We start from the raw sequence: 15,486 nt of genomic DNA, 5'->3' as shown, positions 1-15,486 counted from the left end.
GGCTCCCACAAGGTACGTTGTGTTCTTTGGAGGGTGATAAGCGGCAGAAAAGCGGCAGATAACGGAACCCGGTTGCCGCTTTTCTGGCATTGCCGCCTTGCCACTCCCCGCAAAGCCCCGGTTTCCGGGCTTTTTTTATTTGGCACGCCGCTTGCTATGTCTCTGTTACGAAAAATCAGGTCACCCAAAGGTTTCCCGACATGAGCATCAGCTTCGATAAAGCGCTCGGTATCCACGAACAAGCCCTGGGCTTTCGCGCTCAGCGTGCCGAAGTCCTGGCCAACAACATCGCCAACGCCGACACCCCGAACTACAAGGCTCGGGATCTGGACTTCTCGAAAGTGCTCGCCGCACAGAACGAGAAAACCAAGAACGGTACTTTTGCCTTGAACATGACCAATAGCCGTCATATCGAAGCTCAAGGCCTGGGCAATGGCGACGAGTCGCTGCTGTATCGCACGCCGATGCAACCATCGATCGACCAGAACACCGTGGACGCCCAGCTGGAACAGTCGAACTACGCGGAAAACGCCGTCGGCTTCCAGGCCAGCTTCACCCTGCTCAACAGCAAATTCAAAGGGCTCATGTCAGCCCTGCGCGGAGAGTAAGTCATGTCCTTATCCAGTGTTTTCAACATTGCCGGTAGCGGCATGAGTGCCCAAACCACTCGCTTGAACACCGTGGCCTCGAACATCGCCAACGCCGAAACGGTCTCGTCGAGCATCGATCAGACCTATCGTGCCCGTCACCCGGTGTTCGCCACCATGTTCCAGGGCGGCCAGAGCGGCGGCAGTAATTCGCTGTTCCAGAGCCAGGACGCTGCCGGTCAAGGCGTGCAAGTGCTCGGCGTAGTCGAAGACCAGAGCAACCTTGAAGCGCGCTACGAGCCGAACCACCCGGCTGCCGATGCCAAGGGTTACGTCTACTACCCCAACGTCAACGTCGTCGAAGAAATGGCCGATATGATTTCCGCGAGCCGTTCGTTCCAGACCAACGCCGAAATGATGAACACCGCCAAAACCATGATGCAGAAGGTCCTGACCCTCGGTCAGTGATAAGGGGCGACTCTGATGAGTGTTATCGATACCACCAGCGGCTTGAGTCTCAAGGATGTTTTGGCCAACTCCTCGGTCAAGACCAGTAGCACCGGCACCGACGGCCTGGCAGCCGCCACAGGCAGCGCCACCGGTAAAAAAGCGTTGGGCAAAGACGCGTTCCTGCAATTGCTGGTGACCCAGCTGAAAAACCAGAACCCGCTTGAGCCACAAGACAACGGCGCGTTCGTCGCTCAGTTGGCGCAGTTCAGCAGCCTGGAAGGCATCACCACGCTGAACGATACGGTCAGCGGCATTGCCGGCAATTACAACTCGTCGCAAGCGTTGCAAGCTTCTTCGCTGGTCGGCCGCTCGGTGGTCGCCCAGACCGACACCGCAGTGGTTGATACCTCCAAGAGTTTCAACGGTACGGCAATCGTGCCGGCATCGACGGACCCGGTGACGATCAAGATCGCCAATGCCGAGGGTAAAGTCGTTCGCACCATCGACCTGGGCAGCCAGCCAGCGGGCAATGCCAGTTTCATCTGGGACGGTAAAAACGATGCGGGCGAAGTGGCCGCGGCCGGAACGTACAAGTTCGCCGCCACCGCAACCTATGACAGCCAGGCGACCTCGCTGGTGACTTACCTGCCCGCAACCGTCAACAGCGTGACCATCAGCCAGACCGGCGGCGAGATGATGCTGAACCTGGCAGGTTTGGGCAGTGTTGCCCTGTCCAAAGTACAAACCATTGGTATATAGAGCCGGCTAACGCGGCACAAAGGAGTGGATTATGTCTTTCAATATCGGCCTTAGCGGTCTCTATGCCGCCAACAAACAACTGGACGTAACCGGCAACAACATCGCCAACGTCGCGACCACCGGTTTCAAATCCTCCCGCGCAGAATTCGAAGACGTGTACTCGGCCACCCGCCTGGGCACCGGCAGCAAGACCATCGGCAACGGCGTACGCCTGGCCAACGTTTCCCAGCAGTTCGGCCAGGGCGACGTGAGCAACACCGGTAACGTGTTGGACATGGGCATCCAGGGCAACGGTTTCTTCATCATGAGCGACAACGGTTCGCTCAGCTACACTCGTGCCGGTGCGTTCAAGACTGACGCCCAAAACTATGTGGTCGACAACAACGGCAACCGCTTGCAGGGTTATGGCGTAGACGCCAACGGCAAGATCATCAACGGCGTGCTGACTGACTTGAAAATCGATACGTCGAGTCTGACGCCGCATGCGACCACGCTTGTCAATCAGACGATGAATCTGAACTCCTCGGACGCACTGCCAACGGTGACTCCGTTCAACGTCAAAGACACCAACAGCTACAACAAAACCATTTCCACCCCTGTGTACGACACGCAGGGTAACCAGCACTCGATGGACCAGTACTACGTTAAAAATCCGGGGGCCAACTCCTGGACTGTTTACACCTACATGGACGGCCGTAGCCCTGGCGACCCGACGCAAAACCCACCGGTGCCGTTGGTAGCTGACATCACCTTCAATCCCGATGGCAGCATCAAGACGATGGCGACCACAACTCCAGCTCCCCCGCCTCCGGCCGCTTCTTGGAATCTAAGCGGCACCACCCTGACCATGAAAGGCTGGAATCCGGGCGTACTGGTTGACGCCAACGCCAACCCGCCAACCTGGGCCTTGAACGGCTCGGATGCCGCTGCTGGCGGTGTTGCGTTCGATTTGACCAAAACCACCTCGTACGCCTCGCCAACCGCGCGTACTGCGCAGTACCAGGACGGCTACGCCACTGGCCAGATCGCCAGCCTGACCATCGACGAAAGCGGTGTCATGACCGCCAACTTCACCAACCAGCAGACCAAGGCCATCGGCCAGGTAGCCATTGCCAGCTTCGCCAACGAACAAGGCTTGCAGCCAATCGGTGGTACTTCCTGGAAGGAAACCTACGCCTCAGGCGTAGCCGGCGTCGATGCACCGAAAACCGGTACGCTGGGTTCAGTCGTGTCCAACTCGCTGGAAGAGTCCAACGTCAACCTGACCAACGAACTGGTTGATTTGATCAAGGCGCAGAGCAACTACCAGGCGAACGCCAAGACCATCTCCACCCAAAGCACCATCATGCAGACCATCATTCAGATGACTTGATGCCGGATAACGCTACTTAAAGACCCCCTCGAAAGAGGGGTTTTTTATGGGCGGGATTTGTCTCGGGCCCTGACATCCTGGCTGTCTGTTTTGGCTTCGTCGCCAGCAGCCCGGCACATTTGTTTTGTGTTGCGCCTGATAACCCCATCCAGGCAAAAATCCCTGGATGCGATCACCCCAGGTTATCGCCGGATACGCATAAGTGATTATCCGCCCCCCCGAGTGCTGGCTAAAGTCGCTTCATCGAATTGCCCGGACCCGCCCCAGAGCGGTTCTGCGCAGCGACCTGACAACTACAAGAAGCCGGCAGCGCAAGGAACTGTATTCATGAAAATCAAAGCAATCCGTACCCGTGTTTTTGAGTGGAAAGGCAAAGTCGTTCCCCCTCAAGCACACTTCTGCACCAACGCCAGCGACATCCTGTTCGAACGCGGCGACGCCATGGGCTCGTTCCGTTTTCACGGTTGGCTGGTGGTGGAAGTCGAGACCGATACCGGTCTGGTGGGCATCGGTAACTGCGCTCTGGCGCCACGGGTGGCCAAGGAAATCATCGACACTTACCTGGCTCCGATTGCAATCGGCGAAGACCCGTTCGACAACGAGTACATCTGGCAGAAAATGTACCGCCAGAGCCACGCCTGGGGTCGTAAAGGCATCGGCATGGCGGCGATCTCGGCGATCGACATCGCGATCTGGGACATCATGGGCAAAGCGGTGAACAAACCGGTGTTCAAACTGCTCGGCGGACGGACCAAGGAAAAGATCTGGACCTACGCCTCCAAACTCTACGCCAACGACAACCTCGACCTGTTCCTCGAAGAAGCCCAGGGTTATCTGAACCAGGGTTTCACCGCGCTGAAAATGCGTTTCGGCTACGGCCCGAAAGACGGCCCGGCGGGTATGCGCAAGAACATCGAACAAGTGCGCGCGCTGCGTAATCTGGCCGGCCCCGACATCGACATCATGCTCGAATGCTACATGGGCTGGACCCTGGAATATGCGCGGCGCATGTTGCCAAAACTCGCTGAGTTTGAGCCGCGCTGGCTGGAAGAACCGGTGATCGCCGATGACATCGAGGGTTACATCGAACTGAAAAAAATGGGGATCATGCCGATCTCCGGAGGTGAGCATGAATTCACCTCTTACGGCTTCAAGGACCTGCTGGAACGCCGCGCTGTCGACGTGATCCAGTACGACACCAATCGCGTGGGCGGCATAACCGCCGCGCGCAAGATCAACGCCATGGCCGAAGCCTGGTCGGTGCCGGTGATTCCGCACGCCGGACAGATGCACAACTATCACCTGACCATGTCCACCACCGCCTCGCCGATGGCCGAATTCTTCCCGGTGTTCGACGTCGAGGTCGGCAACGAGCTCTTCTACTACGTGTTCAAGGGCGAGCCGCAACCGGTCAACGGCTACATCCAGCTCGACGACAACAAGCCGGGCCTGGGCCTGGAAATCTCCGATGAGTATTTGAGCGACTTCAACATCATCGAGTGACCTTGAGGCGCCGCTTTCGGGCGGTGCCATCCCCGACTTTCTGGAGGCCGTCATGCGCCTGATTCAATTTGAAAACACTGCCGGCGAGCGCCAGGTCGGCCTCGTCGACGGGGCACAGGTGCAGGTGCTCAAAGGCATCCGCAGCACCCGTGAACTGGCACTCGCGGCGATTCGCGCCCAACGTAGCCTGCAAGAAGAAGTCGCTCAACGCGGCACCGAGGCAGGCCCGGATTACGCGCAACTGTTGCAACAAGGCAAGGTTCTCCCGCCGTTGGATCACGAAGACCCGGCCCATTGCCTGATCAGCGGCACCGGCCTGACCCATCTGGGCAGCGCAGCGGCGCGGGACAAAATGCACCAGCATGACGGCGCAGTCGAAGCCGGCATGACCGACACCATGCGCATCTTCAAGTGGGGCCTGGAGGGCGGAAAACCCGCAGCCGGGCAGGTCGGCGCGCAGCCGGAGTGGTTCTACAAAGGCGACGGCAGCATCGTCGTGCGCCCCGGCGCGGATTTTCCAGTGCCACCGTTTGCCGAAGACGCCGGTGAAGAACCGGAGTTGACTGGTCTGTATGTCATTGGCGACGACGGCCTGCCGTATCGCGTCGGTTATGCCTTGGGCAACGAGTTTTCCGACCATGTGATGGAGCGGCGCAATTATTTGTACCTGGCGCATTCGAAATTGCGCTATTGCTCGTACGGTCCTGAGTTGCGCGTCGGTGAATTGCCCAGGCACCTGGTCGGCACCAGCCGGATCAAACGCAACGGCGAAACGATTTGGGAAAAGGAATTTCTCAGCGGTGAAGACAACATGTGCCACAGCCTTGCCAACCTCGAATTCCACCACTTCAAATACACGCAGTTTTTGCGCCCCGGCGATGTCCATGTGCACTACTTCGGCACCGCCACGCTGTCGTTTGCCGACGGGGTGAAAACCCAGCCGGGCGACCGCTTCCAGATCAGCCTCGATGAGTTTGGTGCGCCACTGGTGAACGGTATCGGCGAAAGCGCCCAGCCGTTGGCCATCGGTCAGGTGCGTGCGCTTTAAGCCTTTCAAAAGGAACCCTTCATGACATTGCCACTGGGACACAACTACATCGGCGGTCGCCGTAGCGCCAACGGCACGTTGCAACTGCAAAGCCTCGATGCAACGACCGGCGAACCGCTGCCGGGCACGTTCTTTCAGGCGTCTGAAGTCGAAGTGGATGCCGCCGCCAAAGCCGCGGCTGCCGCTTACCCGGTCTACCGCAACCTGAGCGCGGAAAAACGCGCACGGTTCCTCGACGCCATCGCCGATGAAATCGATGCCCTCGGCGATGATTTCGTCGCCACGGTGTGCCGTGAAACCGCGCTGCCGGCCGGGCGAATTCAGGGCGAGCGCGCACGCACCAGCGGGCAGATGCGCTTGTTCGCCAAAGTCCTGCGTCGCGGGGATTTTTATGGTGCGCGGATTGATCAGGCGCTTCCGGATCGCCAGCCATTGCCACGTCCGGATCTGCGTCAGTACCGCATCGCTTTAGGGCCGGTTGCGGTGTTCGGCGCGAGTAACTTTCCGCTGGCGTTCTCCACCGCCGGTGGCGATACCGCGTCGGCATTGGCCGCCGGTTGCCCGGTGGTGTTCAAGGCTCATAGCGGTCACATGGCGACGGCCGAGTGGGTGGCAGACGCGATCATTCGTGCCGCCGAGTGCACCGAGATGCCGGCGGGAGTGTTCAACATGATCTACGGCGGGGGCGTCGGTGAGTGGCTGGTCAAACACCCGGCGATTCAAGCGGTGGGCTTCACCGGTTCGCTCAAGGGGGGTAATGCCCTGAGCCATATGGCCGCCTCCCGGCCGCAACCGATCCCGGTGTTTGCCGAGATGTCGAGCATCAACCCGGTCTTCCTGCTGCCCGAAGCGTTAGCGCTACGCGGTGAGCAAATCGCCGCGCAGCTTGCCGCATCAGTGAGCCAGGGTTGTGGTCAATTCTGTACCAATCCCGGTCTGATCATTGGCCTGCGTTCGCCGCAGTTCAGTATCTTCCTGGAAACCTTTTGCGCCAGCATGAACCAGCAACCGGCGCAAACCATGCTCAACGCCGGTACGCTGGTCAGCTATGGCCATGGCCTTGGCGAGCTGCACGAGCATCCGGGGCTGACGCACTTGGCGGGTAGACCGCAGCAGGGTTATCAAGCTCAGCCGCAGGTGTTTCAGGCCGATGTCAGCCTGTTACTTGAGGGGGATGAGCTGCTCCAGGAAGAAGTCTTCGGGCCGACCACCCTCGTTGTCGAAATCGAGAGCCAGGCTCAGTTGGTGGCCGCGTTGCAGGGGTTGCGCGGGCAATTGACAGCGACCTTGATTGGCGAGGCCGAGGAGTTGCTGGAATACCGCTGGCTGGCAGAAATGCTTCAGGAAAAGGTCGGGCGGATTTTGCTCAATGGCTATCCGACTGGGGTCGAGGTGTGCGAGGCGATGGTACACGGCGGACCGTACCCGGCCACGACCGATTCACGAGGGACGTCGGTGGGGACGCTGGCGATCGATCGGTTCCTGCGACCGGTGTGCTTCCAGAATTATCCGGATGCATTACTGCCCGAGGCGTTGCAGAACGCTAATCCGCTGGGGATTCAACGGTTGGTGGATGGGGAGGTGAGTCAGTCGGCCTTGTAGTGTCTGGGCGATCGCCATCGCGAGCAGGCTCGCTCCCACAGTTAATTTCAGTGTTCACAAATAGTGTGTTCACAGCAAATCCACTGTGGGAGCGAGCCTGCTCGCGATGGCGTCATCTGCAACACCGCCAAACTATTTGGCAGTCACCTCAGCCACCTTCGCCACCGCTGGCTTCAACACCAACCACAACGCCGCCGCAATCAATACCCCGCCATAGACATGCGCCATGGACAACGGCTCATCCAGTAATAACGCCCCCCACAACACTCCGAACGGTGGGATCAGGAAGGTCGTGGTCATCGACCTCACCGGCCCGATCGAGCTGAGCAAACGGAAGTAAATGATGTATGCAAGCGCGGTACACACCAGCCCCAACCCCAGCAACGACAACCAGACATTCCAGCCACCCCAGCTCGTCGGCGGTTGGCTGATCACGCTGTAACCGAACAATGGCAACAGAAACAAGGTCGCCCCCAGCATGCTGCCCAGCGCAGACAAACGGCTGTCGAGGCCGCCAGCCTGATCCAGCCAACGGCGGGCGAGGAAACCGGCGAAGCCATAGCATGTCGTGGCCAGCAGGCAGGCGAGGGCGCCCATCAGCAATTGCATGTCAAACGCCACCGGGCCCGCGCGGGTCAGGACGCCAACACCCAACAATCCGAGGAAGACCCCGCCGAGCTTGGCGGCGGTGAGTCGTTCATGAAAGAACAACCCGCCGATGAGCACGCCCATCAGTGGGAAGAGGTCGGCAGTGTGTTTATGGGTTAGCACCGCTGAAAGCCCTTCACAGTATGAAGTCTGCCAGTGCAGCAGGGTCGTACCCTTCCACATTTCACACACGGCGATGCGATCATGATGACGCAAACCTGCGTTATCCCCGCCCGTAAAATAAATCAAAATAAGCTTGCAATATCGCCTGAAGTGTGAGTTTTTACTTGACAAGGATGAATGTATGTGGTAATATTAGCCCCTCTGTTAAAGAACTAACCAGCAACTCCCTCCCCAAGTTTCCCACCTGCTCCGGCATAGTTACTTCTGATCCTGCGTAACTGTGTTGGCCTACCACTTGTCTGCTGATCCAAGTGCAGAAGATCGGCACCTAACATTCCTTAGAGTGGATTGTTGCCATAGTGACTCTGGAGTACAGGCATTCTCTGTAGTCGCAATGCCAGTCCTTGACCGTCAGGATGCAACGTAGACGGTCACTAATTCCACATGTACTCACTTCTGAGTGCATGTTCTACGCACTACTCAGTGCAAACAACCTGATAGCCATTTTCCCCCGGGACTCTATGCAGAGTGCGGGGTTATATTTGGCCTATAGAAACATTCCATACATACAAGAGATAACAACTATGGCACAACGCCCGCTTCGCAAACACAGCTGTGAGTCTTGCCAACGAGCTTTTTTCAGTCGTTCTCCTCACAGCAGGTTTTGCTGTATCGCTCACCAAGTTAAGGTTTGGAGAGCTAACAACAGAGACACCCAAGAGCAACTTGAGCATCAATATCAGGCTCAGGAAGCAGAACAGAACACTAGTCAACGAACACAAGAAGGGACGCCATAATGGCTGACACACTATATCTGGAAGTAGACAAGAGTAACGGAGCGATCCTCTCGTACTCTGATACTAAGTTAGAGAGTAAGACTTCTGACTACATTGAAGCAACAGAGGCAGAACTAAACTACTTGAATGCCGTGGAGGCCAAGCTTCCAGCGGGCATGGTCACTACATTGGCAGACTTGCAAGGGTATCGGGCGAACGTAAAGAAGCTCGACGTTCTCAAGTTCCAGATTGCCCAGGACAACGGAAAGATTGCCCAAATCAAAGCCAAGATGGGCGCCATCCAAGCCGAGAGGAGCGCTCTCCTGAAGGCAGGAGCTGCTAGGCACGGTGTAACCGTTGCTGAGTATGAGGCAGAGATGATCGCCCAGTACAAAGCCTTACAGGCAGGCACAGACACCCCTCAAGTGGAGTCCGGTCTAACTCGTGAAGAGAGAGCCGCATCAATTAGAAAAATGATGAGCCAGCGCCGGGGCTTTGTACCCACCAAACTAAATATTATCGACCAACCATAACCCATAAGGAATAACAGAGCATGACAACTACATACGAATACGGGCAAGCAGTTGCCGAAATTATCAAACACTCTGATGAAGAGTTGCAAGTGCTGATCGCCAAGAAAGAGGCTCAGTATCAATCCCGCTCAGAGGGATTACATTGGAAGGATCTGGCCGCTAATGTTGACTTCTGCCGGGATCAGTTACTTACAGCAACCCTTCTGGACTTGCAGGGGTTCATCCAGCAGGGTTACACCGTAGTGAATGCTTGGGCTAATGGGTTTTACTTTCATGCCACCTTGCGTAAGCCAGATGCAATCATTGCAACAGAGCTTCCTAAGTTGACTGAACTTGCGAAAGCTGAGTATGCGGAACTGAGGTACGCAAGTAACGTTGCCGAGACTCAACGCCAGATGCAGATTACTATTGAGAAGCGTGCAAGAGACACAGCAGCCGCTAAAGCTAAGGCCGAGGCAGAACACAAGGCAGCCGAAGAAGCATTTGCTCTAGCAGACTTGCTGAGTGCTTACTCGCCAAAGACTAAAGCCAAAGTTAAGCAGGAAGTAGCAGCGTGAGGAACACACAAGTCGGAACAAGGACTCTCAACTTCTCAATCCCCGCTGAACACTTCAGCGCCATGAATTTACATGCACGTCGCCAAGGAATGTCACTCCGTGACTTTATGGCTTACATGATTGAGTCGTACCTTGATGCAATGAAAGCAGCGCCAGCTCAGTAACTTTCCTGTATAGTCCCCGCCTTCCCCTGACACCACTCAGCCGATAATCAAACGATTAGCGTCGGTTTTCTGCTGTCTGGCGAAAGGCGGTGAAGGTCCGCAGGTAGTATGGAATGTGTCCCGCTAATCTGAGCAAACCCGCAGGCTAGAGCCTTCGCAGGCGTAAACATCTGCACAATTATCCCTTTTAAGGAGTACCAATCATGAGATTGAACGTTAACGAGCAAGCCCAAAAAGAGCTGGTGGAGCTGATGGAGGCACGAGGGAAATACAACCCTTCCTACTTCATCAATGTCCTGATCAGCGAAGCGTACAAACACCATTTTGAAATCCCAAATCCAGAGGGAAGCTATGAACAACCGGAACCAACCCGCGCAGCGTAATTACATCTGCTGCCATAAAGCGTGCAGCACCGAGTACCTTGCAAAACGCTTCACCGATCCAGCCAAGCGATACTGCACCGAAGCCTGCAAAAAGAAGGCACAGCGAGCCAAGAAGCCCAGTGCAAAGGTAGAGAAGCGATCCGCCAAGCTTCCTAAGAACACTTTTTGGCAGTGGGTAGCTGGAGACTGCCGAAAGGCTAGCACCATTCAAGTAATGGCCGGACACACATCCGCCACACTGCTAGCTCTGCACTCTCTCAGTAACGCCATGTACAAGTGCTACGGCGGGAGTGAAGACCGCAAGACCTACCTGTTCAACATCTGCCATATCCAGCCACGGCATGGCCGTCTCGGGCACATCGGCCTGCTTCACCCAGCGAACCTGTTCATTGGTTGCAGTAAGTTGAACAAGCACCAGAGCAACAAGCCAGTGCCAGCCGATGCAGGTCTACGAATCCCCGCCAGTGCTTTGCAGCAGAAGTGGGCAGTAGAGAAGGGCGACACAGATGCAGCCATCATTGAAAAGATCCGTGCCTTCCTTGGGAAAGAGTTTGACGACTACCTCGACCAAGTGAAGTCGATCAACCTCAGTAAGCTCCACGAACTCGCGCAGCGGATCTACAACCGCCAGCAGAAAGGGAATGCCATCCGCAGCCTTGACCAGCACTGGACGTTAGGTGGTCTAGGGGCACTTGATGTCGAAACACTGGAGCAGATGGATGCGTATCAACGCGGCGCGACGACAACCAACAAGTTCAAGCAAGAGCGATATGCAAGGGCGATCCTGTGCATCTACGCGGATGAGCTGGAGCGTATCGCCGACACAGCCACAGGGCGCCACCGGGACAACTGCCAAGTAATGCTGCGACTAGTGCGCGTGTTGGGAATGTACCTGGCCCAGACTGAAGACATGGCTCAGGCAGAGGACTCCCCTCGGCAGCAGTACAACAGCTTCCTCAATCTGTTCAATGCTTCATGGACACCACTACAGTACTGCCACACTCGGAACCCGTGGAGGCCGTCAAAACAGATGCTGGATACAGACCGTCAGGCACTGGTCAAACTGATCACAGAGGCGGCATTCAAAGCACTACAGGGGCTCTCAATCCCCGTAGAAATGCTGGAGCGGAAGTTGGTGAAACGCATGCACCTTCAAACGTTGGTGCCAGTGGTAGACATCCCAACCCTGTACCCGTGGCAAGCCTGTGGTTCGAACTGGGAAGGCTACATTGCCAACCTGTACCGCTCGTTTGAACCTACATGGCAAGCGTTGCTGGACATTGGCATCTGCACTGCTGAGGAGATTGCAGCAGCCCGTATAGGCGTACTGGAGAGCTTGAACACTGCCATTGTGCTAGGGCGTAAGCAGTACAAGAATCAACCGTGCTTCAAGCGTACAGTCCTAGGCAAGTACCACGACAGCTGGGGCTTCAAGGGGTTTCCGGCCTATCTGGAATTCCCACCAGTAGCGCCAGAGGAGCAGTATCAGCTAGCAGCATGAGGGGTATGTACATTCGGCATACCCTCTCAAATAACTATCCAACATCTAATCCCACATCCAATCCTCCGCATCACCATATCCCACCTTCCTGACATCCCCTCACACCCTCACACCCGGCCAAGTGCCCTATCTGCGGGCCGATACCCTTACAGTGGCTCAAGCCGCATTCCCTTTCGTGCGATAAACCCAACGCGGCTCAGAGTTGAGCCACATCACGCGCAGTAAATGTGAGGAAAACGCTCAGACATGAACCAGCTTTGGTTCATATGATTCACTTTTGAGTCATCACCTCTGCTGGGTATCTTGGAAAGTGAAGACACCCCAGAGCCTGTGTCATTCAGGGTGTGGCTCAGGCACTACAGAAAACCTGTACAAAAAGTAGCCAAAACACCCCTTAAAACAGGGCTTTCAAGGTTGTTGACACACCCAGAATGACACGGTACGATGTGACACACCCAGAATGACACAGAGGCTTTACCATGTTCATCCGTGCCTACCTCCGAGCTTCAACTTCTCAGCAAGATGCATCCCGCGCCAAGCAAGCACTTGTAACGTTCGCTGCTGACAATGGTCATAAGATCGCAGCCTTCTACACAGAGAACGAGAGTGGCACGAAGCTGGACCGTCCTGAGCTGTTCCGTCTACTAGAAGACAGCCATGCAGGTGACATCCTGCTAATTGAAGGCGTGGACCGTCTCTCCCGGTTGTCTCAAGACGACTGGGCATCGCTGAAGACGATCATTGCAGCCAAGAAGGTGACGGTTGTTTCGGTTGACTTGTCCACCAGTCACGCAGCATTGAAGCCAGCAGCGGGCATGGACGACTTCACCAAGGGCATGATTGCAGCGGTCAATGGCATGTTGCTCGACATGCTGGCAGTGGTCGCCCGTAAGGACTATGAAGACCGTCGCCGCCGTCAGGCTGAAGGGATTGCTAAGGCCAAGCTCGATGGCACGTACAAGGGGCGCCAAGCAGATACAGATAAGCATGAACGCATCACAGAACTACTGAAGGACGGCAAGAGCATTCGCAAGGTAGCCGCCTTATTGAAGTGCAGCACGACCACTGTTCAAAAGGTCAAAGCATCCCTTAATCCAGAGCTGTAAGCCTCTGTGGTGCGATCTAGGCCACTCTAATGCAGTGGCCTTGTACTACACTGGATATTCGGCATAGGGCTTTTATGGGCTCCGTAGCTCATCTGAGCGGGGTCAAACCACGAGCCAGCTAGTGCGCAATTTCCCCATTCTCCAGAGTGCATCTGGATATTCCCGGGCTCAGCGTGAGGCAGATATTCAGATAGGCGATCCCAGCGGATAGGAAATTCAGGAATTCCAGCCTTCTGGAAAATTGGGCACTATCCATGGCCGGTCCCTTGTGTCGAATTCCACTTCCTCCCAGCCAGTCTTCTCAGACTCTTCTATATCTCTTGCACGAATCTTTTCGTAACCAGCAGTGCCAACCCCTTGCAGGTGCATGGGATGACCATTTTCTGTCAGTTCGTACATGGCAGTCTTTCGGTTGAGTCTGCTGTAGTGGAACTTCTGCACGGGCAGGTCATTAAGGTTGCTCGCAGCTTCGTTTACAACAATGTCCCCACCGTCACAAACAATCTTGTATCCGGCGCCACGGATCAGTGCACCGAGCTTTACAGGATCATTCTCGCGTAGATCGTTCTGGGCATTAAGTGCGGCAATGAACGGCGGTGGCGGTGCAGTTCTCAGTAGTGCGCGTTCCTCCTCCAGTGCCTGAATGTTGGCCGTCACCTTGTCCAGTACGTCAGTGATTGCCTTCAGCATGCCGTACTTCACCAACGCTTCAGCAGCGTTCTCACTCTGCTTGCGCAGTTCGACCAGTTCACCTTCGATTTCAACTTCACGCTTCTCGCTAGCGGTGAGATGTTGCCCAGCCAGAGCCCGTTCGAGTGCTTCGAAGTAGGTGGCAAACAGGATGTACTCCAGCACTGAGTACGGGATGGATTTGCTGTTGGTGCACCCAGCTTCACCGAGTCGGTGACGGGACATGCACAACATTGCAGCGGGGCTTACCTTCGTATCCACCACGCCAAAGTTCTTGCCGCAACGGCCACAGGTCACCAACCCCGAGAGCAGATAGGCCTTCGATGCACCCTTGATCTTGGCGCCAGACGCCAACTGCTTCTGCACCCTGTACCAAAGCTCTTTGGATACGACAGCCGGATACACATCATCTATAGGCGCTTGCTCCACTCCATCAACAGGCCAAGGCTGCCAGCGACCGATAGCCGTTGGGTTCCTCAGCCACTTCTTGATAGTGGTGGGGTTCAATGTCTCAAGCAGCGGATGTTGTCCGCGCACCCGGGCAAGGATTCGACGTTCTCCAATCCCTGCTGCGTAGTCTTGGAAAATCTGGACAATGAACGGTTGAAGGTCTTTAACCAGCTCAACTTTATCGCCGGTATTCTCTAGCCAGAGCGGCGTACGGCGTTCTGTAAACTCGCCCTTGGCTGCGTTTGCCCTTTTGCGTTTGTAGGCGTCTTTGACGCGACGGCTCAGGTTGTCGCTATATGTGTACGCCTGCTGGACTTTCGCCACCAATAGGAACAGGTGATTGCTGTTCACCGACTCCCGGTTGTACGTGATCCCGTCATCCAGTGAGACGATGTTGACACCCGCATTCACGATCTGAGACAGCAGCGGCAACATCTCCATGGGCTCCAGACGTCCAGCCCGGTCGATAGCCTCAATCAGTACAACATCGCCTGCTTTTATTACACCGTCTTCGACAGCCGCCAGTAGACGACCAAATGCATTCTTGAGGTGTGTCCCATCGCGACCAGATTTCCCAAGGTCTTGAAAGCTCAGTTCACTACGTGTGTAGGTGGGGTTCGCCACGAGCCACTTGCCGACCATCTCCTGTTGCCGCTCAAGGGATGTACCGTGTTGCTGTTGGGCAGAAGAGAAGCGGATATAGCTGTAGGCGACTGGCATTACAGAGCCCCTATAAAGGAAGGAAGGCGCTCATCATAACATTGCCGATTTATTAGGAGTCGTCGCGTTGAAGATGGCCGAGTACCCGGCCGGCAGCACTTGGGCCGCCACGGAATAGAGCGTCGCCGGAATCCCGGAGTTGATCACCCCGAGCAGCATCACGGTTTTGAGTTTGCCTTTGAAATCCCAGCTGATGCGCATCAGCCCGAGAATCACCAGCAGGCCGGTAGCGGCAATCGACACGCGGAAAAAAGCAGTGGGGATTGTGCCAATCACTGGGGCAATGATGCGCATGAACAGAAAGCTCGCACCCCAAATGGCCGCCAGTGACAGTAAACGGACGATATCGACGGGGTTCACGGTGCTCTCCTTCCTTGCTGGGGACGAGAGTGTTGCTGAGCGCCAGATCGATGGCAACCGAAAAACGGGCAAATAACCTGAGCTAAAAATTACGCTTCTCCTGCACCCGGTTCACTGGCTAAGCTCAGGGCTCACGAATTCCCGCAGAGGTCTC

Annotated in this window: 13 protein-coding genes and 2 pseudogenes; 12 read left to right on the top strand and 3 right to left on the bottom strand. The window is 56.0% G+C overall.

Annotation, left to right across the window (positions count from 1 at the left end; all coding sequences use genetic code 11):
* Positions 1-200: 200 nt before the first annotated feature.
* From flgB to AC3ISI_RS21720, 7 genes are all read left to right on the top strand, one after another.
* Positions 201-608: a flagellar basal body rod protein FlgB gene (gene flgB / locus AC3ISI_RS21750; RefSeq protein WP_489333741.1), complete on the top strand. Its 408-nt coding sequence runs from the start codon at positions 201-203 to the stop codon at positions 606-608.
* Positions 609-611: 3 nt separating this feature from the next.
* Positions 612-1,055 (top strand): flagellar basal body rod protein FlgC, encoded by a 444-nt coding sequence (gene flgC, locus AC3ISI_RS21745; RefSeq protein ID WP_046031555.1) that lies wholly within the window; start codon positions 612-614, stop codon positions 1,053-1,055.
* A gap of 15 nt (positions 1,056-1,070) precedes the next feature.
* Positions 1,071-1,796 (top strand): flagellar hook assembly protein FlgD, encoded by a 726-nt coding sequence (flgD, locus tag AC3ISI_RS21740; RefSeq protein ID WP_489333740.1) that lies wholly within the window; start codon positions 1,071-1,073, stop codon positions 1,794-1,796.
* 31 nt (positions 1,797-1,827) lie between these two features.
* Positions 1,828-3,168 (top strand): flagellar hook protein FlgE, encoded by a 1,341-nt coding sequence (gene flgE, locus AC3ISI_RS21735; RefSeq protein ID WP_489333739.1) that lies wholly within the window; start codon positions 1,828-1,830, stop codon positions 3,166-3,168.
* Positions 3,169-3,495: 327 nt separating this feature from the next.
* Positions 3,496-4,671: an L-rhamnonate dehydratase gene (locus AC3ISI_RS21730; RefSeq protein ID WP_140677315.1), complete on the top strand. Its 1,176-nt coding sequence runs from the start codon at positions 3,496-3,498 to the stop codon at positions 4,669-4,671.
* A gap of 52 nt (positions 4,672-4,723) precedes the next feature.
* Positions 4,724-5,719: an AraD1 family protein gene (araD1, locus tag AC3ISI_RS21725; protein ID WP_489333737.1), complete on the top strand. Its 996-nt coding sequence runs from the start codon at positions 4,724-4,726 to the stop codon at positions 5,717-5,719.
* Positions 5,720-5,740: 21 nt separating this feature from the next.
* Complete coding sequence (locus tag AC3ISI_RS21720) at positions 5,741-7,321, top strand: aldehyde dehydrogenase (NADP(+)) (protein WP_489333736.1); 1,581 nt, start codon at positions 5,741-5,743, stop codon at positions 7,319-7,321.
* Between the two features lie 132 nt (positions 7,322-7,453).
* On the opposite strand, the pseudogene AC3ISI_RS21715 reads toward AC3ISI_RS21720, so the two are convergent.
* Positions 7,454-8,059 (bottom strand): annotated as a pseudogene (locus AC3ISI_RS21715) (DMT family transporter); the annotation flags it as partial.
* 829 nt (positions 8,060-8,888) lie between these two features.
* Between AC3ISI_RS21715 and AC3ISI_RS21710 the strand changes: the two are divergent.
* From AC3ISI_RS21710 to AC3ISI_RS21690, 5 genes are all read left to right on the top strand, one after another.
* Positions 8,889-9,401 carry a hypothetical protein gene (locus AC3ISI_RS21710; RefSeq protein WP_489333735.1) on the top strand — a complete coding sequence of 171 codons (513 nt, stop codon included), beginning with the start codon at positions 8,889-8,891 and terminating at the stop codon, positions 9,399-9,401.
* A gap of 20 nt (positions 9,402-9,421) precedes the next feature.
* Positions 9,422-9,958: a hypothetical protein gene (locus AC3ISI_RS21705; protein ID WP_489333734.1), complete on the top strand. Its 537-nt coding sequence runs from the start codon at positions 9,422-9,424 to the stop codon at positions 9,956-9,958.
* Between the two features lie 367 nt (positions 9,959-10,325).
* A complete protein-coding gene (locus tag AC3ISI_RS21700; protein ID WP_489333733.1) occupies positions 10,326-10,505 on the top strand; it encodes a hypothetical protein in 180 nt (59 codons plus the stop codon).
* Positions 10,474-12,006, top strand: coding sequence for a hypothetical protein (locus tag AC3ISI_RS21695; protein ID WP_489333732.1), 1,533 nt, complete (start codon positions 10,474-10,476; stop codon positions 12,004-12,006). Before AC3ISI_RS21700 ends, AC3ISI_RS21695 begins: the two co-directional genes overlap by 32 nt.
* Before the next feature lie 479 nt (positions 12,007-12,485).
* Positions 12,486-13,112 (top strand): recombinase family protein, encoded by a 627-nt coding sequence (locus AC3ISI_RS21690; RefSeq protein WP_489333731.1) that lies wholly within the window; start codon positions 12,486-12,488, stop codon positions 13,110-13,112.
* A 216-nt stretch (positions 13,113-13,328) separates the two neighbouring features.
* Here AC3ISI_RS21690 and AC3ISI_RS21685 read toward each other — a convergent pair whose 3' ends face one another.
* A complete protein-coding gene (locus AC3ISI_RS21685; protein WP_489333730.1) occupies positions 13,329-14,972 on the bottom strand; it encodes a recombinase family protein in 1,644 nt (547 codons plus the stop codon).
* 54 nt (positions 14,973-15,026) lie between these two features.
* Positions 15,027-15,332, bottom strand: a pseudogene (locus AC3ISI_RS21680) (EamA family transporter); the annotation flags it as partial.
* Between the last annotated feature and the right edge of the window lie 154 nt (positions 15,333-15,486).

This window comes from Pseudomonas sp. GL_139_B (assembly GCF_057834475.1).
This window is presented reverse-complemented; position numbering and strand designations above follow the sequence as displayed.